Consider the following 19628-nt stretch of genomic DNA (forward strand, 5'->3'; position numbering starts at 1 on the left):
GTTTGTCTGGTCCAGGCGCTCACCTACACGAAATCCAACGAAGAGGAGTCACCATGCGCAGCCGAGTAACCTCCATTTCTATCACCCGCGTCGAAGGCGCGCCTGTCGACGGCATCACCGAGCGGGTGTCGTCCTGGGCGCAGGCCGCCGCAGTCCTGCGGCGCTGGTCTGAGTCTGTCGCCCGAGACGGCGGCTACGATAAATGCAAGTTTGCCATCGAGTGGGCGAACGGGGCGACGTACCGAGGCCGCTACGACCTGGTGAACTGGCGGGATGTAGAGCCGGACCTGGCTAGGCACGTGCGGGAGCTTGCCTATTTCTACACAAGCCGCCAGGCGCCCAAACACATGAGCCCGGCTGTATATGGGGCCTTTCTCGAGATGCACCAAACGAAGGTGATCACCCTCCAGTACGAGAAGCTGCTCGACAGCAATGACCTCGGCGTCGACTGCCACCCACCGATTCAGGGGAAGGAAGTTGAGAGCGAAAGCGTCGGCCGGTTTAGATACGCCAACGAGCGCGAGCGCCAGGCGAACGCCTAGACTATGCACGCCCACCGATTGCGAGCGAGGCATAGGGAAAATCCACCCGGTGTACCGCGCGGCTGGCCTTTGCGCGGGCCATAAGCAGTAACTCTGGCCGTCGAACGTTCGCCAGCCGGCTTCTGGCGCAAGGGGATTCCGTCCAGCTTGACCTTTATCCCCGGCGGGGATATACAGATCGGCGAAATCGAGACGATATAGATTGGATAGAGCGACGGTGAAAACAGGCAACGGCGACCCACGGATCGACGACGCAGGAGGATCGAGTCTGGATGGTCGATACGCAGTCCGGGCGGGTGAGCCTGTGCTATGAGGCTTCCGCTCGCATCAAGTGCCTTCCGCAAAGCGAGCCGCCGGGCCAGTAGCCCGAAACGAAGAAGAAGGATATCGAGTGAAAACCACGTTTGTCGCGAGTGCCCTGCTGGCATGCGCCATTGCACCGACCGTAGCGTTTGCAGACGGCGACCAGCTCGCTGAGATGAAGGCGGCGATCAAAGGCACCGACCGTATCTGTATTGCTGAGGCTAGGAAGGGAAGCAGGGCGCGCGTCGATTGCGAGTTGCGGAATGGGAAGGATGTCTCGCGCCGCAATTTCACGGTGCCGCTCTCATGGGTCAAAGAGAATTTCGAGGCCTCGCCCGGCAGTCCGGGAAAGTGGATTTCTATGGCTCGTAGCACCGATCCAGTGTTCTCTTCCAAGAAAGAGGCAAAGGAGTGGTTGGAGAAGAAGGAGACGGCCCGCTTGGAAGCCGCCGGCATGCTGCTCCTCGTGCATGATCCGATCCCCCAAAAGGACGGAACCGTTGCAGTAATGGTGGAAGCCCCGCCCGCAGGCGCGACTTGCAAGGTCGTGCTCCAGAAGCGTGTCGCAGCGGACAAAAGCGGCCCTGCGTGGGTAAACGCTTCGCCCGTACCTGACTGCGATTTCCATACGAAGCAATAGGCCGGAAACGCACTAGGCGCCCGAGCGCCCCGCACGGCCGGTAGCCGATGATCGGAGCAAAGAAGAAGTTTCGAGGAGCTGGTGGGGGATGCTATCGCCTTCGAGGCCGACCAGAATCTCCTGCTGGACATTCCGTTCTGGTGCAGTGGTGGCTACCACCAAGACGGGCTCGACGAGTTGGCGGTTGCGCTCGGCAAGCTCTGTGAGGGAGAAGACTGGATCGAGCAACACGACATTGAGACCGGGGATTCCGAGGCAGCTTTGATCCCTTACTTCATCGGCGCCACGCCGGAGCTGCGGCTGGTCGCCTGCCGTAAGTACGGCTTGGTCCAGGCACAAACCTGGCTGGAGCCGATTCTTGGCAAGGAAGCGTTTGCTTCGGTGAGGAGCTTCGTTGGCTCGCTCCCGCTGCTTGATGCGCATCCGGTCGACGCCTGAGGGGAGCTGGGCGGCGGATTCCTGGCCCTGCACGCCGCCCGGCGAGCTAGTCCTGTCGGGTTTGCGTGCCCATAAGACGCACATGATTTGCGCGGGTCCATTCGAACCCGAGTAGTGAGGAGGCTACACGCATCACGCCCAAATCTGTCCGCCGGGTTTGCGTGGGTGTCAGAGGCTTCAGCAGCCACTCTGGCCGACGGACGTTTGCCAGCCGGCTGCTGGAGCAGGGGCATTCGATCAAGACCGTCCAGCTACTGCTTGGGCGCGCTCATCTGGACCATGTGGCGCCGTATCTGGAAGTTTCGCGGCGAGAGATGCTTGATGCGGTCTCCGCTAACGGCGATGCCTTGGTGCCTTGACCTTTATCCCCGATGGGGATATATAGGAATCGATGATTGTGGCCGATATAAATTGGATAGATGGCAACCAAAATGAGACTTTCTGAGCTGCCGCAGCAGGACTTCTTGCGCGAAGCAATGGAGCAGCTTGGTATGACCCGCAATGACTTCGCGAAGCGCATCAGCGTAGCCAGGCGGACACTGGACAAGTGGCTCTTGCCGAGCGAGTCACCGGACTTCCGGACTCTTCCGGGCATGGGTCGGGCCTATATTGACGAAATCTTGGAGTGGGCAAAGAAGCAGGCTTGACTATCCCCAATGGGGATATATAATCGAGCCATGTTCACAGAGCACGGTCACATCGCGATGAGCAAACGAATCTGGAATCTGAAGTACGTTGCCGGTAATCCCGCGATGTTCACCAAGGTAAGGAGCGACGCGGACAACCCTCGCACGCGAGCGGGTGCCCTCGCCGATGCATCGAAGGTTGCAAAGAACGGCTGGCGCGTATGGGTCGAGCATGCCGATACCGGTGTGCGCATTTTTGAGAGCGAAGCGGAGCAAGCTCACACCTCCGTTTAGGAAAAAGGCACTCAGCAGGTCCAGGCCGATCTGCGCAAGTTGATTGGCGTCAACCTGACGTAACCGAGGAACAAGGGCGAAGGGGCAGAGCTGATGACGAACAAGGAACAGAAAGAACTTGCACGCCTTGGGCGCCTGTGGGCGACAGGGCAAGCGACAATGGCTCAAATGCTGCGCCATGCGGAACTGGCACGAAAGGACGCGGCATCGCGCGGTGCCGCTGCCAGTGACCGCTGATTCCGGGGGAAGCGACCATGGCAACACGCAAAGCAATGCGCACCAAGAGCGCCACCAAGCTGACGGTGACTATTGCCGTGGCTGGCCGCGCGGAGAAGGTAGTGCGGTTGGGCAGCGCTCAAATCTATGTGTTGAACATGGTCAACCCGGAATGGCCGACGCGTACGCCTGACGCTCGTTCCAAGCGGGTTCTCGAATCGCTTCGCATCCACCGGATGGCCTACGAAAACTATGGTCGCTGGTACATCGATGCCGCAGGCCTGCAGGCCCTGGCAGAGGCTGAGAAGCAAGGCTTTGACGCCAGTGGCCATCGAACCTAACAGACAGGAAAAGAACATGACATCCCTGAATGAGATCGTTCGGCAGCATAAGGTGACGCTGCTGGGTGGTGCAGCCTTATTGCTGATGACTGGTGTCGCACATGCAGGTGTGCTCGCTGATCTCGGTGCGGCTGCATACAAGGCCGCAGGATCGCCCAGCTACACAACAGTCATCCCACAAGGCTACCGTCTCGAAATCGGCGGGAAGGCCACGCCCGTCAGCGGTCGTGACAGCTGCTTGACCGATCCGGCGCCGCCTTCGACTCATCTCTGGTGGATGGGGGGCCATCCCGTGAGCGGGAATCAATGCGTGGTCATCGGCCCGCAAACCACTCAGGTAGTGGTTGATGTCTACGGTCCGGATGGTTCACCTACGGTGGAAACGTGGAAGGTCGTTCGGCAGGAGCGAAATGGATATCCGGTATTCGGTCTCCAGCGGGAAAACGGCGAATACATCGCAGCAACTAAGTAGACCGGAAAAGCCGGCCCGCGCCGGCACGAAGGAAGGTAGACGCCCATGAGCATGTACGACAACGTCAGGTTCCCTTATCGGATGCCAGATGGCACAGAGGGGCCGGACTATCAAACGAAAGACCTCCGCTACGAAATGGACATGGCGGACTACGAGGTGAGCCAGGCCGGCCGGTTGATGCGGACGAGCAGCGACTACGATCAGCCACTGGGCGACATTTCGTTTGGACACACCATCGCTATCAGCGCCGGCGCTGCAATCTACGAGCTGCGATTCCGCGCCGGGCACTTGCACGAGATTCACTGCTTCCAGTCCGGAACTACAGCACCGTTCACGCCCGAGAATTTTGTCTAGCCGGCAGACCGGAATAGCATGGCACTCACCCTTGATGCCTTCATGGCAGAGTTGCGCAGCGATGTGGATCGATTTGAGCAAGCTTACCGCGCGCGCGTGGTTGAGAAGCCGGATCAATATCCGGTAAGCCTGCCAGATGGCCAAGAAGGGCTGTGGTTCGAGTTCTTCATGGACTTCGTTACCAACGGGAATGTTTGAGACGACGAAGAGGTTCCAAGTTATGCATGACGTATTCGAGCCGAAGCGGGAACCGGCCCGCAGCATTTACAACGCCTTCCAAAATGAGGCGGCCAAGCGCAAGGGGCGCCGCGTCGAGGAATGGATGGACGCGGAATGCGATGCCGTTTTCCGCGAGTCCGTTCACCAAGCAAGCAAGCTGGGATTGCGCGTTCCGTCAAGGGACGAGGTGGTCCGCGCCGAGCGTTATGCGATGGGTTCGGTCGACTACGGCGCGAAATGGGCACATGGGATTGTTGAAGCGATGAAGGCCGCGCCTCGCGCCCCCTCGTTGAGTGAGGACCAGGGTAAGTGCAGCCAAACTAAGAGCGGTTCTGCCCGATAGGGAAATCCCATGCGAACACTCACCCCAGCACAGGCCGCGCACGTGGCACAGGTTCATCCGGAATGTCGTGTAGAAATGGCAGAGTACCTTTCGGCCGGAACTGATGTTGTGATCGGTCGGCAGAACGACTGTGGTTCCGACGTTCCTGCCTATGCCATTGCTGTGGCAGCCAGGCAGGACTTCTGGATCGATTGTTGCGATACCCCCGAGGAAGCCAAGGCGCTGGCCAGGAGCCTTGGCCTGACGGTCGTTGCCTGATCCGCCACAGACAGGAAGAGTGCGCAATTGGCACCTGTTCATCGTATCCGGCTCTCTTTTTCCAGGCTTCGCGTTTGCGGTCTGCACCCTAATGAGTTCCGTTGGCCTGTCCGACCTTTCTCGCTTGAGCGACAAGGCCATGCGAACGCTGGTTGAGGCGCGCGTCTATGCCCAACACTGGGTCTTGTGCGCCACTTCGGTTGTTCTGGTGTGCTTAGCCGCCATTCGGTATCAAGTCATCAACAGCCGCTAACGTTTTGAATCGGAGATGAAGCTATGGCAACGCTACGCGAATGCTTACAGTCGCTGCGCGGCGACCTGGTGATGCGGGATCTCGCTGCCGTGCGTAACGAAGTGGCTCCTGTGTCGGAGCATATTGCTCGGCTGCGCAAGGAAGAAGACGGGTACGAAGTCCGCAGGTCCACCAGGAACTACGGGCGGACGGAACTGATTGAGGTGGGCCTGGTCGGTGGGCCGACGATTTTTCGGCAGGCTTGAGGCAAGGGCGCTCATGGGAATCAGACTAGAACTCGCTGCGCCCGATCTAATTTGGGACCTGAAAGAGGCGAATCCAGTGCTCACTGGCCGTTGCTATGAGAACTGCGCCATCGCTGTCATAGGTCTGGCGGAAAAATGCCGTTTCGAGTACGTGCTCGGCTTCGTGACACCTCCGGGCTACGATATTGTTGCTCACGCGTGGCTGTTGGAGCATCGAGAGTCCGGCCCGGTGTACCTTGACCCAACGCTGCAAGACACATCCGGGTTATGGTCAAGTAGAAGATCCGAATTTGTCTACGATGAACGCTATCGCTTTAGCCGGGACGAGTTGCTGGAGTGGATTCGGGATAAGTATCCTGATCGGAGTGTCGGCGAATGGGGACTCCCGGAAGGAGCGACACGCCTACCGGTAATTAATGCTGACGGTTGTGTCGAATAGGAAAAATTTATGGAAACACGATGGGATAACGCGCTAGCCGCACCACTGGATCAAACGCGTTGCAGTGACCTCGCGGACGACGCTTATGACTTGAACCGTCCTTTGTATCGCTGCGCAGTTTGCTTGGACTTGGGCGAGAAGAGTTTGCATCGGTATGTGGACGATTGCCCGTCCTTCGATGAGTAGTGAGACCACGGAATAGCGCCAGGCGCGATCTGCGCCCCGCTTACCGGGCGGCAACCGGACAGAGAAGAGGGCAACAGGGAAATGCGAGTCATCATCCACTCAGCCGCACAGGGAACTCTGCTGTATCACGCATTCGACCAAGCGCTGTTTTCGAGCATGATCGGCGCATTCGATGACGCGATGACTTTTGCGGACGAAGCTGAGGCCCTGGCGTTCATTGAAGCAATCAAAGACAGTACCTCCAACTTCGGGTGCGTTCCCACTGACCTCTCGTTTCCGGTGGTAGCCACATCAGCCTTGAGAGCTTCGATCCAGGAATGCGTAGCTGCTGGCGTTCCAGCTTGGGAGCCTAGTGCTTCGGAGCCGTTCAAGTTTTCATTCCACAAGGGCGACGTTGGGCAAACGCTTATTTTCGGGGCGGTCAGCGCGGGGAAATCAGCCTTCAACCCGTGCCTGCTGGCGGATAAGCGAGACTAGGACGGATAAGGGAGCGCACTGTGACGATGACGCACGCGGATCTATGCAGCCTGGCGGTCAAGTGGTTACGGCGGCCGGAGAGCAAAGCCGGTCCAGGCTGCAATGTCGCAGTCAGCGAGTGCTCCGCCGCGGACAACGGCGAAATCCCCGATGCAATCGGCTTTCGCAGCGTCGGCATGGAGCAGCATTCTGTGCTGGTGGAGGTCAAGGTATCGCGGGCCGACTTCCTCGCTGACGCACGCAAGCCCCATCGCGTGGATTCGGCACAGGGCCTCGGTAGGTTCCGCTACTTTCTCACACCCGAAGGGTTGATTGCGGCCAATGAGCTGCCGGCCGGCTGGGGGTTGATTGAGCTGGTTGGGCGCACGCTGAGAGTGCGCGCTGGCCACGTGCTGGACATTGTCGGAAGTTCTCAACGGCACCAGCAAAATCGCATAGGAAGAGATTGTGGAAATCGAAGTCGAAGTGGACGGCCGTCGCTACGTAGCAGAGATGCATGAGATCGATGGCGTTGTGACAGTCATGACGGATGCCGGTGGTATGGAAATGACGTCCCTCTGTGGTAGCAGCGTTGAGCCGCTGGCGAGAACATTGCTCCGACGACTGGTGAAGGCTGGCAAGGCCAGTCCCAAGGTGGCGTGAGGCCGGAAGACAGGAATGCGCTGGCCGTTGGCACGAGGGGAAATACACCGACGAGACCTGCGTGCGAGGACGAAAGATCCTCAGCATCGACAGCTCCTCCGGTCCGCGTGAAAAGCTGCCGGCTGGCCTGTAAGGCGCGGGAGAGGCACTTGGCGCATGCTGTGCCCTAACGCCAGCGGGTAGAGCCCATTACACCCGAGGGACAGCAGGCCAACGGACCGGCGTTCTACCTATACGTCGTTGCACAGTACATCGAGGTGCTACCAACTCCCCGTTCACAGCCACGGCCCCGACCGACGCCGCAATGAACGCATCACGGCCGCCTTGCCAGCGTGCGGCGGCGCAGACTTGCGCGGTTCCTTGGCCGGTTTGTATTCTGGTCTCGTGATAATTATTGCGAGGTAGACATGTAAGTCGGAAATCAGAGAACTGGCAAACCCATCGTGTCCAGCGCAGCAGCAGCAGCGGGTCGGGTATTGGCGCGACAAGCAGCCATGCGTTCCCCGCGCGCTTCTAAGGGGGCTGCATGATGCACCAGGTCGACCTGCTGCTGGTTCAATCGGCGCCGCGGCTGGACGCTGCCCGCTTCGAAGGCTGGCCGTATCCGGGATTGACCCCGGTCGAAACAGCGCAATCTGCACTTGCGCAGAGCCGGGAATTCAAAGCTGCGATCGCCGCCGCCATTCTGTCCGGGGCGGCCTTGCTGGCCACCGAGGCAATGGTGCGCGCCTGGCTGCCGCAGGACTGGAAAGACGCGCTCGGCCGCTTTTTCCATGCGAGTCTTTGCGCCAGGGAAGGCGAGGAGCACGGAATCCACGTGAAGTACGTGCCGCATGACGGTGGCGGGTACCACTATGAATACCGTGTGATGGAGGGCCGGCGTCATGAGTGAGCACGAGCTGAAGACCGACACGCCGGCATTCGAGGCGATCCTAGACGGCCAGAAGACATTCGAGCTGCGCAAGGATGATCGCGGGTATCGGGTAGGTGACCAACTGCGCTTGCGTGAGACGAAGCACTCCGGTGAGGCGATGGAAGCCGGCGCGCCGCTTGAGTACAGCGGGCGGGAGGTGATCAAAGCAGTCTCGCACGTCCAGCGCGGATACGGCCTCCTGCCGGGATGGGTTTGCCTTTCGCTTGCACCAGCAAGCACCCAACCCGGCGCCGGCGTGTCGTTGCCAAGCTGCTTCGCCAGGATCTGCGCAGAGGAGCTCGAGCGTCGCAAACTGACCAGCCACCCGCTGAAGCTCGCTTTTGCGAAGCAGCGCGGCATGTCTTCCCTGGATGAGGTCCACAGTTGGATGATCCCTTCTGCGCGGAAGTTCGAGAATGCAGTGCGTGAGGCCGGCGTCGCCGCATTGGGTGAAGAGCGAGGGGAGGCGTGATGGGCTACATCAATCCGCTCCTCAAGTTGGCCGCCGGGCGCCAACTGCTGTCGCTGCCCACCTTACAGCGCCTCGCCGTGGCCAAGGTCTGCCGTGGCCCGCGCGAGGAGGCAAACACCGAGGCGGAGAAGGCCTGGGAGCGCCGCAAGGGCCCGATGGCGGCCTACTGGCGCGCGGTATCCACTTATGCTCGGCACCTGGCGCACATGCTGGAGCACGGCGTGGCTGAGCACGCTGCGCCGATCGATTTCACCGAGAGTGAACTGATCCTGATCCGCGAGGCCGTACGCAAGCTACCGGCGAATACAGAGCTGAGCGAAATGTACGGCAGGGAGATTGCGAGCGTCGATCGGAAGACGACAGACGGGCTGGCGGCATGCTTTGATGCCCGTATGAATGGCAGCCGCGCGGTCTGACACCGCTCATCCCCAACACTGACGATCAAATCGAATCCATCATGGGCGCGTCCGAGCAAACCCCAACGGGCAATACTATCGCCGACCTGGTGCGTCAGGCCGGCGGGCCGAACCTGGTCTCCCTCCTCAAATCGGTCCGTCCGCAGCACGGCGCTGTTGGCTCTCGCGATCAGGACGTGAGCTGTCGGCAGCGTGATGTCGACGAGGCAATTGCGCTGCTAGAGCGCCCGGCGCCGTCCGGCTGGACGCAAGTCGCTGACGCAATGCCGGAGGAAGGGGAGCCGCTTTGGCTCCACATCACCAATGGGAAGGTCATCGCGGGGGCGAAGCGGTGGCGCCAGGGCTGGAGTCCGGACTACTGGGAAACCGAGGACGGAGAACACAGCATCGAGGACGTGACGCACTGGATGCCGCGGCGGCCGCCCGCAGCGCCCATTGCCTCTGAGCCGCCAAAGCTGTCGGCGGGGACCAGCGCCGGCGTGAAGGCGGCCGAGGCCATTGCAGCGGAGGTCGGCAATGCGTGACGTTTCCGAGCTGCGCGCCGAGGCTGCCCGCCTTGGGTTTGTGCTGCTGCTCGCCGAGCCGACGGCGGAGCTGCTCGATTCGTCCATGACCCCTATGAGACAGTGAAACCATGAGCGAGAACAGCAAGATCGAATGGACCGATGCCACATTTAATCCGTGGATCGGCTGTACCAAGGTTTCGCCAGCGTGCGACCATTGCTACGCGGAGGTATCAACGCCGGCGCGCGCGCTGGGCGTCGTGTGGGGCCCGAAGGCTGAGCGTCGGCGCACCTCCGTACAGAACTGGAAGATGCCTGATCGCTGGAACCGCGATGGCGGCAAGTTCTACGCCGAGCACCGCCGTCGGCGCCGCGTCTTCTGTGCGAGTCTCGCCGACTGGCTGGACAATGCCGTACCGATCGAATGGCTAGTGGACTTCTTGGCCTTGGTCCGCCGTACGGAGAACCTCGATTGGCTGATGCTTTCGAAGCGCATCGGCAACCTTGGCCAGCGCCTGCAGGACGCCAGCGAATACATCGGAAGCGGGGCCGGCGCCATCCCTGATGACCGCGGGTTGCGGGAGTGGATCGACGCCTGGCGCCGTGGCAGCCCGCCGGCTAACGTCTGGGTTGGCGCCACCATCTGCAACCAGGAAGAGGCAGACCGCGACATCCCGAAGCTGCTGGCCGCGCCAGCGGCGCTGCGCTTCCTCTCGATGGAACCGTTGCTCGGGCCGGTGGATCTGCGCAATGTAGCCGTGCCGCAAGAGCACGACCTGCTTCGTCGCCCCTGGGACTTGGACGGTTACAAATTCAATGCCCTGCAGGAGCATGACGACGACAGATTCTACCAGGCCCCCAGAACGATCGACTGGGTCATTGTCGGAGGCGAGAGCGGCCTGCACGCCCGCCCGATGAGACGGCGGCGATCGCGCGCGACGGGCGGACAGTGCAGGGCGGATACGACGCCTCGAGATACCCCTCGGGTGCAACCGGTTCCGACGGCTGGGCCATGGTTCACCGTCCCGGCAAGAAAGTCGCGGGGCGGCTACTCGATGGCGAGCAATACGACGGATACCCCGACGCGCCCTCCAAACGCCTGGTGGATGCCCGCTTGCAACTCCCGGTGGAGTCCGCCGGGGTCAAGGAAGCCTGTTAAACGACCGATATCACGTGGTTACGCCGCGAAGCAGCCGACGATGCCGAGCGGACCGTCGACCCGGTACGAGAGATCCGGGAACCTTCACATCTGGGAACAACGTAATGACCATCGCACAAACCCGTCTGAAGCTAGCGCTCTGCGGACTGCTGTCCTTTTCTGCGGTTCCGGCCTCTTTTGCGCAAGCGCCGAGTGCCATCCGCCAGGTGATCTCGCCGGAAAAGTACCAGGAGCTTCCACGGGAGCACCGTGAGCTCTACGTGGCAGGCGTGTTGGATGCTGATCGCGTCCTCTTTGATCAGACTAAGCCTATGTTCGCGGCTTGTTTGAATGGTGCAACCCTCAAGCAGGTCACCGACGTCGTTGATGCAGCTATTGCGAATACCAAGCCGACACAGCGCGAAGCGATGCCTATCCGCGTGCACAACGCACTTGTCGTGACTTGTGAACGCGCTGGACACAAGGTGCAATGATTCTTGCCTTTACTCGTTTTCAACCCGGCACCTAGTGCCCCGCCCGGCCGGTAGCCGATGGGAAGTAGATATGAGGAAAATGATCCTCGCCGCGGTGGCCGTTGGTGCGGGCATCATGGCGAACCCCGCTGTGGCGGATATGCCCGAGCAGCTTCTCTCTGTGCGCCGGCTGACGGTCGGCGACAGTGTGGAATTGGCATTGCCAACGATTCAGAAGAGCGATGGATCGGTCTGTATGGCATACGCTGCATCCGTCTCGCGCGACAGCGGCGGTAAGCTCACTATCGGGGTGGGCGAGGTTTGCGGCAAGCAGGGTGTCGCCAAAAAGGATGCCGACGGCCTTGCCGAGGTGTGGCCAGATAATCTGCGTGTCCTGAACTCAGTAGTAAGCCACGGGCTGCGGGTGGAAGTTCCACAGCTCGCCGACGGGTCTGTCAAGTAACCATCGCCGCGGACTTCCGCGGCCGGGCCATTGAATTTTAGCTTGCCTGCTCCGACGACCCAGCTCGGAGTAGGAATACCCCACCTCAGTGCCTTCCTTACCGCGCTTCCACAGGTAGGCGAGTCCTGCCTTTAAGCACGCCGTATGGGTTTCCACGGAGGTGTCGCTGGTTGTGCCGCGCGATGCCAGCCTGGAAAGCTACTGCCGGATGTCTCCCACAAACCTCTCGTGCGCGCCATTCCGATTGGCCTCTTCAACCTCCGTGGAATTTCATACACACAAAATTCTACGGCCCCAGTTCGCGGCCCCTCGTGCCCCGAGTTGCCGGACTATCTTGCGTTGAGCGCCTTCATCCGGCCCAGTTGCTGGCCGATCGCGAGGCCGGCGAGTGGGGCGTGGCACTCCACGCCCGCAGCTACCAGGAGTGCTGCCAGTTCCCGCCTGTAATCGCTCCCGGCGAGGAAGATCACGCGCTTTGGGAATCGACGGCGCAGCAAGCTGTCAAACACCCGCTCAGCCCAGAGCGCCTGATCAGCGCGGCGCCCAGACAAACGCGTCTCGTACGGCTCCACCACTTGTCCAGGATCGACAAGACCGAGCTTCGCACTCAGGATTGCCCAGCGGAACCCGTGCCGTTGGCAGTACGCCGCCGAGAACTTGAACAGAGCGCCCTTGTATAGATCTCGCGCGGGTGCGGCGCTTTCCAGCTTGCGACTGCAGCAGGCAATGAGAACCAGCGTATCGGGGATGTTGGCCTCTGACGGGTTGTCTAGAGAGAAGGGCATGACCGGGTTTGCTGTGGACCAAGCGCCAGGTTGGCAAAACTGTCGACACCCGCGCAATGGTCCCGCGAGACACGGGTACTTGTCGACTCATCAAAAACTTTGAACGAGTTTCCGCACTGGAATGGGGTGGGGCTGTCCCCTCTGGCGCGAGAGGGGACAGCCGCCTTTCGAGCTGACGAACGCAAATGTCGTTCGAAGTGGCTGAATGCTGCCCGTCTCCGGTCAACTTGAGTCTCAATCATATTTGCGAGTACCATGCTAAAACAAAAGAAACAGGCACCGATTTGCGGTGCATCCGCCGAAGTCCGCTGAGGCCCGTTCCAGCCGGAGTCAATCCAATGCCGTTCGTTCTCCCCGCCGTCAAATCGCCATCGTCGACCACTGAAGGGGAGCAGCGACACCCGTCTCCGCCGGCGCGTTCGTTCAGCTTTTTCGCGCGCCCGCCCGCCGCGCCGGCCAGTGCCGATCCGGTAACGGCGAGCCGGGAACAAGTGGCCCAGGAGGCAAGACCAGCGCCGTCGGCGGCTCGCCAGCCGGCTCAGGGGCCAGCAGCTCCTACTTCCCCGCCGCGGTTCAGCTTTGGTCCATCCCGCGTCCCTGCGGCGCCCGCCCAGCCTGGCCACGCGCCGCAGCAGGCTTCCCCGCAAACCCGGACCGCCGCATCCTTTGGCGCTCCAGTGGCGCGTGGCACTACTGCCCCCGCCAGCGCGGCCGCGCCAGCCAAGGGATTTAGCTTTGGCTCGCCGGTTCGACAAATCGCGCAGGCTGTCCGCGAATTCACCGGCCAGCAGAGAGCGATCATCGATGCCGACGCTGATATCGTCGTCGCCGAAGCTAAGGCGGGCTCGGGCAAGACCACGACCGCGGTTGGCTATACCGAGGCGCGACCGCATCTGCGTACTCTGTACCTGGCTTTCAACCGAGCCAATGCGAAGGCAGCGCAGGGTAAGTTTCCTCGTCATGTCACTTCGATGACTACGCACGCATTGGCGTACTCGGTCCTCTCACAGGATCAGCGATCGCGCGTTGAGAATATCTGGAAGCCGGCGACTATCCGCAAGGACATGGCCACGATCGGCCTCAACGTCCGGTACCGCGAGGCGGCCATCACCCAGCGCATCCTGGCGAGCTTTTTCGCCAGCCGCGATGCCGAGCCGTCTGCAGCACACGCCGATGAGGCCCGCAAGCACCTGAACGCCCAGGACTATACGATCGAACAGTGTGTCAGGTACGCCAGCCACGTATGGGGCGCCATGAAGGACAAGAGTGGCCAGATCACTATTCCGCATGACGCTTATCTGAAGATGTTCGTGGAGAGCAAACCCAACCTCGGGTACCAGTTGCTGGTTTTCGACGAGGCGCAGGATGCAAACCCCGTCACCGCCCAACTGGTCGAGATGCAACGCGAGTTTGGTACCAAGCTGCTTTATCTGGGCGATCGCCACCAGTCCATCTACGCGTTCCGCGGCGCGACGAACGCCATGGAGGGTTTGCCGGACGAAGCCACGGTACTGCCGCTCACCCAATCCTGGCGCTTCGGACCGCAGACGGCACGCATAGCGAACCTGATTCTTTCCGAGCTCAAAGGCGAAACGAATGAGATTGAGGGCCTGGGTAGCGATGCCCCGTGGCGAGAGGGCGCTCCATATGCGCTGCTCTCCAGGACTAATGCCGAGCTGATCAAGCAAGCGGTCGCCCGGCGCGGCCGCGGCGTGCATTGGGTCGGAGGGATCGAGGGCTACAAGGTCCACATCCTCGAGGACGCTTGGCGCCTTCGCTCAAATCAGCGCACCGATATCCAGGAGCCGTTCATCCGAGACCATTTCACCAGCTGGGAGGAGTTCGAGGATTACGGCAAGGAAACGAAGGACCCGGAGGTGAAGATCCTTGTTGAGCTGGTCGACAAGTATCGGGACGAAATCCCGCAGCTCGTCGCTGAACTGCGCGAAAACGAAGAGAAGACCGACAAGTTCGCTGACCTGGTTGTCGCGACTGGCCACAAGGCCAAAGGGTTGGAATGGGACCAGGTCAAGATTGCCGACGACTTTGCCGTTCTCGAAAAGGCGGAAGCGACCATGGCGGAGTTTGGCCGCGCTGATGGGCAGCTGGTGATGCGCGAAGACGGGACCGACCAGGAGCTCAACCTGCTCTACGTTGTCGTCACGCGCGCAAGGAAGGCCTGCCAGCTCAACAGCGAGACGCTGGCGTGGATTGCTGATTTGCCAGGGCATCGGCAGCGGCGCGACCAGGCTGATACGAGGGTCGCGGCGGCGGTCCGCCAACGCATTGGTGCAGAAGTCGAACGGGCTCGCCGCGAGACGATGGAAGTCGCCAACAATGTCTTTATCCATCTTACACCGCCTCGTTTCTAGTTTCACCGGGCGCCTGTCACGCAGGCACCCATCTTTCGTTCACCCTACTCACCCCCTGTTAGGAAGACAAAGTGACTACGCTCACCATTTTGCAGAACGCCGGCGGCATGCACGCCCAGGCCAACAAGATCCTCGCCGGCACGTTCGGCGCGACGGACGTCAACGGCAAGTTCCACATTGACCCGGCACTGGTGCCAGCGTCCTATTTCTTCTCGCTGATGCGCAATGGCGTCGCAGTGCAACCCGGCGACGTCACCACCATCGAGGCCGACGATGCTGTGATCAATTCCGTGAAAGCCATGCTTACCCATAGCCTTGGCGAGCGCTGGCAGCAGGCCTACGCAAGTGCAGGCCTGCATGCGGCCCGCCAGCCGATCCCGGGCAACGAGGTAGCGCAGCTCACCGACGGCATGACGCCGGCTGTGGCGGGGCAGATTCAGGCTATTGCAAGCTCGCCGACGGTGATGGCGCAGGCGCTGGCCAGCGAGGGCGAGGTCGCGGCAGAAGGGGTCCGCCAAGCACTGGAAGGTTTTGGCTGCCAGCCGTTTGAAGTCGGGGTCGCTCTCAAGAACATCCGCGTGGACATCTGGCGAGATGACGAGCATCCCGACACCGACTCCGAGCGGGATGACAGCGACGAAACGATCTATCGCTTCTTGGAGCTTCCTACCGACGACCACTTTGCCGTATCGACATCAGTGGAAGCGGTGACTGCTGGCTGGTCGGAGGAGCGCTTCCGGACGATCGTCCCGTTTGCAAATCCGGTTCCGGCGCTCGATGCGGATGGTGCCCACGAAGCCTATGCCGACGTTGGTGCAACCATGCGCGTCATGGCGCGCAACGCCGAAGAAGCCGGGCAGATCGCCACGAACGTGTGCACCAATCCGATGCTGCGCGCCATGTTTGCCAACAACATCAACTTCACCGCTGACCAGATCTATCGCGTTGACCAGGCGCCGAACGAGGGCGAGTGGGCTGGCAACGCCGCGACACAGGCAGCCGATGATGTGATTAGCCGAGCCCGGGAGCGCGCGCGCGAGGGCGGCTGGGGCATCTAAGAAAGCGGGAGGCAGGAAAAAAAAGAGGCGCCCGAAGGCGCCTAAGAGAAGAAAGCCCGGGGTCATCGGGCTTCGGGTCATGACCGATGTAGTATAGCACTATATAATGTGATGTAGCATAGTAAGGCGAAAGACATAAAATGAGCGCGCAAGCCAAAGAGCGGTTGATGAAGGTTCGGAAGGATCTGCGGTCGATGCCTGGCGAGCTGCCGCCAGAGCTACTCAGTGATGCTGGGCTCGCGGAAATGGGAACACCGGACTTCGCAGAAATGGGTACGGAGGGGAAGGCGACTCGCCGGCCGGACGCTGGAGTCGCCTCCGCCCCTGCTACTGCAGCGCCGGCTCACACTGGCGGCTCAGGCAGTGGCGCAGCGCGCTCGGGATTCCGCTTTAGCCCTATGCTAAAAAACTCTCAGGCTGAGCAGCACTCGCCGGCGAGCGCGCAACCACCCACGCAGACAACATCGGTCGAACCGGATAGCCGGCCAGCCGCCGCGCGCCCAAGCTTCACGTTTAACACCCGCACACCTGTCGCCCCGAGTAACGCGGAGGGTGTTCAGGCCGGGGAGCGCACAGCAGCGCGCGAACATGATGACGGCTCGCCGCCGAGGACTGACCTGCAGCAGATCGAGCCAGAAGAGTCGGGTGATGGGCTCGAGGCGATTGAGGCGCCACCTGACTTCGAATCGGACGATCTCGATCCGTCAGAGGCGGTGGCCGCGTCGACTTCGTTGCGCCGGGCCGGTTGCGACGCCCGCGTAGTTACCCGCGGCAATGCATCCCCTCCTGGCTACAAGTCCAGCGGCGGGGAGGGCGGTGACGAGCTCTGCGGCATCCCCGGAAGCGCCTTCATCGGGTATCCAGCTGACCTTCCTATCGGCACGGCCTATTCCCGCGCAGTATGGGCGCGGGCGAGCCGACAGGCCGGGCAGAACAACGCGGTTGTCGAGATTCGCACCGTACACGGCGGCTCGGCGATGGTACTTGCGCCGCGGCACCAGTCTGCCGACACGCATGGCAGCAGTTCCACGCCGTGGGTCGGTATCGACCGGGCCCTACTCATCGAGGTCAGGTACCGAGCTCATGCAGAGCAGGGCTATCGGAAGGTGAATGTCGGCATCGGCGGCTTCCACAAAGAGCTGGGTACGGTGGACGTCGACCGGCCGGACCTTTCGGCACTCAGGCGCGAGCTTGGCGGCGCCACGGACCAGGCACTTTACGCGACGGTGCAGATCTCGGCCGACCGGCTGTCCCCGGAGGCCAACGGGCAGGTCGAACGCGAATTCTGGGTAGTGCTCCCTGAGGAATCAGTGCGCCTCCTAGCAGCGAGGGGTAAGCGCCAGCAGACGGAGCCGCGGCACCGTTCCCTTGGTCTTTGGAACAACGGAATCCTTTCGCGTGATTCTGGTGGCCGACCAGAGCTGCGGCTCGCGGACAAGAACGCGGGGTTGTTGGCATTACCGGTGGCGGCAGCGCCAGACCCGGAAGCTGGCTCTGCGATGGACGCCAAGTGGACCGACGCAGAAGGTGACTTCGTGCTCGACACAGTTGAGCGTTTGCTCGCCGGAGGAATGCCGACCATTCAGGCCGAGGAGGCCGGAATTTGGGCGCTATATGAGCACCGCCGGGTGAAGCTGGGTTTGCCCGAGTCGGCGCGCCTGGCGTTCCTGGTGGAGCCTTCCGGCGCAAATGAGGGCAGCGTTGTTGCTCCGGCTGCCCCAACTGAGCCCTGCGAAACCCTTTTGGAGAACACGGATCCGCAGAGTAACGCCGACGGTGAAGCAGTAGCCGCCGAGCCAACCAAGGGCGCGCGATTCGGCTTTGGCGCGCGTCCGCGTGCTTGAGGAGATTGCGGTGGACATTGATTTCAGGGCGCTCCTGGACCCGGCGAAGATGCGCGAAGCCGAACGGGAGCGCGAGCAGCAAGCGAAAGAGAAGGCTGACCACGGCGCGAGGATGCGAGCCGCACTCGCTGCGCTTGGTCGGATCGAGGAGGCGGGGCGTTTGAACGATACAGAGGCAAGGTTTGTGCGGAGCGCCACGGCTAGGTGGGGCCAAACTGGCTTTCTGACTGGCCCCCAAGTGGAATGGGTCACGGATCTTGCTGGGCGACACTGCTTCGTCCTTCAAGCCCCAGCCGGCACATACATTGAACCGGAAGCGAATGGCTATGTCGTTCGATCCGCGCTAAGGCAAGGCTGTGCGACGGTGGTGGTTCCGGACGTCGGCGCCCTGATTGAGCTGGGCAGGGAAGAGCGCTGGTCGGATCTGGATATCGAGGCGATCAAGAGGCGTTGGGGCCGCCGCCAGCAAACCCAGGACTGCGCGCCCGGACGTTTCACATTCGGGCCGTCACTTCAGCCGGCGCTCGCCGATGAGCCGGTCAGGCAAGAATTTCAGCGCCAACGAGGCGGAGCATAGGGATGCAACAGAGCCAGAAGCAGTGTTTGGACATCGGCATGCACGTAGCGGATCTCGAGCGTGCTCGGACTTGCGCGGACAAACTGGGGATTGGCCTGGAGGACTATATCCTCCTCGCTACGCACGTGGTGAACACTGCGGTGCTGTCTGGTACGAGCGTGCAGGTGCCACCAGGATCGGCTTCAACAAATTGGTGAACGCAACGGGGAAACAATGCGTGCAAAGCACTCTGGGCAAGGGGGCCTGATGTTCCCGCTCGCGGCTCTACTGATCAGCGGGGCGTTGGTGGGCGCCTTGGGCGTTGGACCACTGGCGAAACTGAACGAAATCCAGGCGGCGCTATTCTGCGGTGGCTTGGTGCTCATCTACCTCAAACACCCAAAGCTGGCCGGCGGCTAAGCGTCCTTCGTCGGACTCGTGTGAGCAATGCTCGGCAATCGCGGCGTCCGGGTCGACTTCCCCACCGAGCGTGACAATTGCCGCCCGAAGATGAAGCACCATTTCGGGAGGCATCACGACCTGGCGTTCGACTAGAGCGCGCCCCGGGCGCCCGTCGGACAGCAGTATGGTCATGTTCGGAGCGGCCGCCCTCTCCCAAGCGTCCATCACATCGCGCGTGCACAGAATCGGACCGGACACCGCCACCCATATGTCATCCCCACGCTCCCCGAAGAGCACCGTCACGGATCCGATGGGATTTCCGTCTGCCTGGTGAAGACCGATTGCGGCGACGGGCGTTTGCGCGAACGCCGATGGATGCGGAAAGGCTTCCGTCGGTTCAACAACAAGTGTCAGCCCAGTGAGCGGGGCGAAGTAGACGGGCTGGGGCATTTGGACTTCTCAGTTTCGAGAACCGGGCTTGGCCATGCAACAGCCAGGCTGCAGCCCGCGATGGTGGAAATACTGATCGCGGCAGCCCCCGAAGTCGGCAGGGCAAGAGCGAACGCTATGGCAACACCACCTGCCATGAGGAAAGAGACACCGATGATTGTCAGGTACGCCCAGTCAACCGAAGGCCTAGCTGGCGTCAATTCGGACCAGACGTCTGGCTCCGCCGGTTGGCTGGCTGTCGAATGGGGCAGCTCGCCAAGGCGCTCCGCCGCGGCGGCCTCGAACATGGCTTCGGCCTGATCTTGGGCAAAGGCCTCGATGCGGTCGAAGTAGGCGTAAGCGGCAGGGCTTGCAGAATGAAGTTCCATAGACGTGATATCGGCAGTCTGGAGTCGTACTGAAGTGACAGTATATTTCGATGTGCATTGACACTACGAAATAAATAGGGGCAAAATCGCACCCGTATTCGTTACGCGCTTGTATGCCATCGTAGGC

Annotated in this window: 30 protein-coding genes; 27 read left to right on the forward strand and 3 right to left on the reverse strand. The window is 61.4% G+C overall.

What is annotated here, in order from left to right; all coding sequences use genetic code 11:
- Positions 1-53 precede the first annotated feature (53 nt).
- The 23 genes from ACREYQ_RS34275 to ACREYQ_RS34385 all read left to right on the forward strand — a co-directional run bounded on the left by ACREYQ_RS34275 (position 54) and on the right by ACREYQ_RS34385 (position 11666).
- A complete protein-coding gene (locus ACREYQ_RS34275; RefSeq protein ID WP_432263491.1) occupies positions 54-542 on the forward strand; it encodes a hypothetical protein in 489 nt (162 codons plus the stop codon).
- Positions 543-933: 391 nt separating this feature from the next.
- Positions 934-1485 (forward strand): hypothetical protein, encoded by a 552-nt coding sequence (locus ACREYQ_RS34280; RefSeq protein WP_432263492.1) that lies wholly within the window; start codon positions 934-936, stop codon positions 1483-1485.
- Positions 1486-1566: 81 nt separating this feature from the next.
- A complete protein-coding gene (locus tag ACREYQ_RS34285) occupies positions 1567-1923 on the forward strand; it encodes a hypothetical protein (protein ID WP_432263493.1) in 357 nt (118 codons plus the stop codon).
- Between the two features lie 161 nt (positions 1924-2084).
- Entirely contained in the window at positions 2085-2282 is a 198-nt protein-coding gene (locus tag ACREYQ_RS34290) for a tyrosine-type recombinase/integrase (RefSeq protein WP_432263494.1), read from the forward strand.
- 72 nt (positions 2283-2354) lie between these two features.
- Positions 2355-2570: a helix-turn-helix domain-containing protein gene (locus ACREYQ_RS34295; RefSeq protein ID WP_432263495.1), complete on the forward strand. Its 216-nt coding sequence runs from the start codon at positions 2355-2357 to the stop codon at positions 2568-2570.
- A gap of 57 nt (positions 2571-2627) precedes the next feature.
- Entirely contained in the window at positions 2628-2843 is a 216-nt protein-coding gene (locus tag ACREYQ_RS34300; protein ID WP_432263496.1) for a hypothetical protein, read from the forward strand.
- 93 nt (positions 2844-2936) lie between these two features.
- Positions 2937-3080 carry a hypothetical protein gene (locus ACREYQ_RS34305; RefSeq protein WP_432263497.1) on the forward strand — a complete coding sequence of 48 codons (144 nt, stop codon included), beginning with the start codon at positions 2937-2939 and terminating at the stop codon, positions 3078-3080.
- Positions 3081-3097: 17 nt separating this feature from the next.
- Positions 3098-3400, forward strand: coding sequence for a hypothetical protein (locus tag ACREYQ_RS34310; protein ID WP_432263498.1), 303 nt, complete (start codon positions 3098-3100; stop codon positions 3398-3400).
- Between the two features lie 16 nt (positions 3401-3416).
- Positions 3417-3872: a hypothetical protein gene (locus tag ACREYQ_RS34315; protein ID WP_432263499.1), complete on the forward strand. Its 456-nt coding sequence runs from the start codon at positions 3417-3419 to the stop codon at positions 3870-3872.
- 45 nt (positions 3873-3917) lie between these two features.
- A complete protein-coding gene (locus ACREYQ_RS34320; protein ID WP_432263500.1) occupies positions 3918-4226 on the forward strand; it encodes a hypothetical protein in 309 nt (102 codons plus the stop codon).
- 18 nt (positions 4227-4244) lie between these two features.
- On the forward strand, positions 4245-4424 hold the full coding sequence (locus tag ACREYQ_RS34325) for a hypothetical protein (protein WP_432263501.1): 180 nt from the start codon (positions 4245-4247) through the stop codon (positions 4422-4424).
- 22 nt (positions 4425-4446) lie between these two features.
- On the forward strand, positions 4447-4788 hold the full coding sequence (locus ACREYQ_RS34330) for a hypothetical protein (protein ID WP_432263502.1): 342 nt from the start codon (positions 4447-4449) through the stop codon (positions 4786-4788).
- A gap of 9 nt (positions 4789-4797) precedes the next feature.
- Entirely contained in the window at positions 4798-5046 is a 249-nt protein-coding gene (locus ACREYQ_RS34335; RefSeq protein WP_432263503.1) for a hypothetical protein, read from the forward strand.
- A 276-nt stretch (positions 5047-5322) separates the two neighbouring features.
- Positions 5323-5544: a hypothetical protein gene (locus tag ACREYQ_RS34340; protein ID WP_432263504.1), complete on the forward strand. Its 222-nt coding sequence runs from the start codon at positions 5323-5325 to the stop codon at positions 5542-5544.
- A 706-nt stretch (positions 5545-6250) separates the two neighbouring features.
- Positions 6251-6646, forward strand: coding sequence for a hypothetical protein (locus ACREYQ_RS34345; protein ID WP_432263505.1), 396 nt, complete (start codon positions 6251-6253; stop codon positions 6644-6646).
- Between the two features lie 447 nt (positions 6647-7093).
- Positions 7094-7288, forward strand: a complete 195-nt coding sequence (locus tag ACREYQ_RS34350) for a hypothetical protein (protein WP_432263506.1) — start codon at positions 7094-7096, stop codon at positions 7286-7288.
- A 529-nt stretch (positions 7289-7817) separates the two neighbouring features.
- The gene (locus ACREYQ_RS34355; protein ID WP_432263507.1) at positions 7818-8180 is read left to right on the forward strand and encodes a hypothetical protein; all 363 of its coding nucleotides are present in this window, start codon (positions 7818-7820) and stop codon (positions 8178-8180) included.
- Positions 8173-8673 carry a DUF3850 domain-containing protein gene (locus tag ACREYQ_RS34360; protein ID WP_432263508.1) on the forward strand — a complete coding sequence of 167 codons (501 nt, stop codon included), beginning with the start codon at positions 8173-8175 and terminating at the stop codon, positions 8671-8673. Before ACREYQ_RS34355 ends, ACREYQ_RS34360 begins: the two co-directional genes overlap by 8 nt.
- Positions 8673-9089 (forward strand): hypothetical protein, encoded by a 417-nt coding sequence (locus ACREYQ_RS34365; protein ID WP_432263509.1) that lies wholly within the window; start codon positions 8673-8675, stop codon positions 9087-9089. The genes ACREYQ_RS34360 and ACREYQ_RS34365 overlap by 1 nt, the downstream gene beginning before the upstream one ends.
- Before the next feature lie 41 nt (positions 9090-9130).
- Positions 9131-9613: a DUF551 domain-containing protein gene (locus ACREYQ_RS34370; protein WP_432263510.1), complete on the forward strand. Its 483-nt coding sequence runs from the start codon at positions 9131-9133 to the stop codon at positions 9611-9613.
- A gap of 110 nt (positions 9614-9723) precedes the next feature.
- Complete coding sequence (locus ACREYQ_RS34375) at positions 9724-11004, forward strand: DUF5131 family protein (RefSeq protein ID WP_432263511.1); 1281 nt, start codon at positions 9724-9726, stop codon at positions 11002-11004.
- A gap of 7 nt (positions 11005-11011) precedes the next feature.
- The gene (locus ACREYQ_RS34380) at positions 11012-11224 is read left to right on the forward strand and encodes a hypothetical protein (protein WP_432263512.1); all 213 of its coding nucleotides are present in this window, start codon (positions 11012-11014) and stop codon (positions 11222-11224) included.
- Positions 11225-11294: 70 nt separating this feature from the next.
- Entirely contained in the window at positions 11295-11666 is a 372-nt protein-coding gene (locus ACREYQ_RS34385) for a hypothetical protein (RefSeq protein ID WP_432263513.1), read from the forward strand.
- 329 nt (positions 11667-11995) lie between these two features.
- Here ACREYQ_RS34385 and ACREYQ_RS34390 read toward each other — a convergent pair whose 3' ends face one another.
- Positions 11996-12451 carry a DUF6884 domain-containing protein gene (locus ACREYQ_RS34390; protein WP_432263514.1) on the reverse strand — a complete coding sequence of 152 codons (456 nt, stop codon included), beginning with the start codon at positions 12449-12451 and terminating at the stop codon, positions 11996-11998.
- Positions 12452-12789: 338 nt separating this feature from the next.
- Between ACREYQ_RS34390 and ACREYQ_RS34395 the strand changes: the two genes are divergently transcribed.
- The 4 genes from ACREYQ_RS34395 to ACREYQ_RS34410 all read left to right on the forward strand — a co-directional run bounded on the left by ACREYQ_RS34395 (position 12790) and on the right by ACREYQ_RS34410 (position 18302).
- Entirely contained in the window at positions 12790-14823 is a 2034-nt protein-coding gene (locus ACREYQ_RS34395) for a UvrD-helicase domain-containing protein (protein ID WP_432263515.1), read from the forward strand.
- A 71-nt stretch (positions 14824-14894) separates the two neighbouring features.
- A complete protein-coding gene (locus tag ACREYQ_RS34400; RefSeq protein WP_432263516.1) occupies positions 14895-15881 on the forward strand; it encodes a hypothetical protein in 987 nt (328 codons plus the stop codon).
- Between the two features lie 398 nt (positions 15882-16279).
- Positions 16280-17725, forward strand: coding sequence for a hypothetical protein (locus ACREYQ_RS34405; protein ID WP_432263517.1), 1446 nt, complete (start codon positions 16280-16282; stop codon positions 17723-17725).
- Between the two features lie 10 nt (positions 17726-17735).
- Positions 17736-18302 carry a hypothetical protein gene (locus tag ACREYQ_RS34410; RefSeq protein ID WP_432263518.1) on the forward strand — a complete coding sequence of 189 codons (567 nt, stop codon included), beginning with the start codon at positions 17736-17738 and terminating at the stop codon, positions 18300-18302.
- Between the two features lie 339 nt (positions 18303-18641).
- On the opposite strand, the gene ACREYQ_RS34415 is transcribed toward ACREYQ_RS34410, so the two are convergent.
- Together ACREYQ_RS34415 and ACREYQ_RS34420 are read right to left on the reverse strand one after the other, a co-directional pair.
- Positions 18642-19133: a hypothetical protein gene (locus ACREYQ_RS34415; protein WP_432263519.1), complete on the reverse strand. Its 492-nt coding sequence runs from the start codon at positions 19131-19133 to the stop codon at positions 18642-18644.
- A complete protein-coding gene (locus tag ACREYQ_RS34420; protein WP_432263520.1) occupies positions 19094-19501 on the reverse strand; it encodes a hypothetical protein in 408 nt (135 codons plus the stop codon). The genes ACREYQ_RS34415 and ACREYQ_RS34420 overlap by 40 nt, the downstream gene beginning before the upstream one ends.
- Positions 19502-19628 lie beyond the last annotated feature (127 nt).

This window comes from Cupriavidus sp. TMH.W2 (genome assembly GCF_050847365.1).
GTDB lineage: Bacteria > Pseudomonadota > Gammaproteobacteria > Burkholderiales > Burkholderiaceae > Cupriavidus.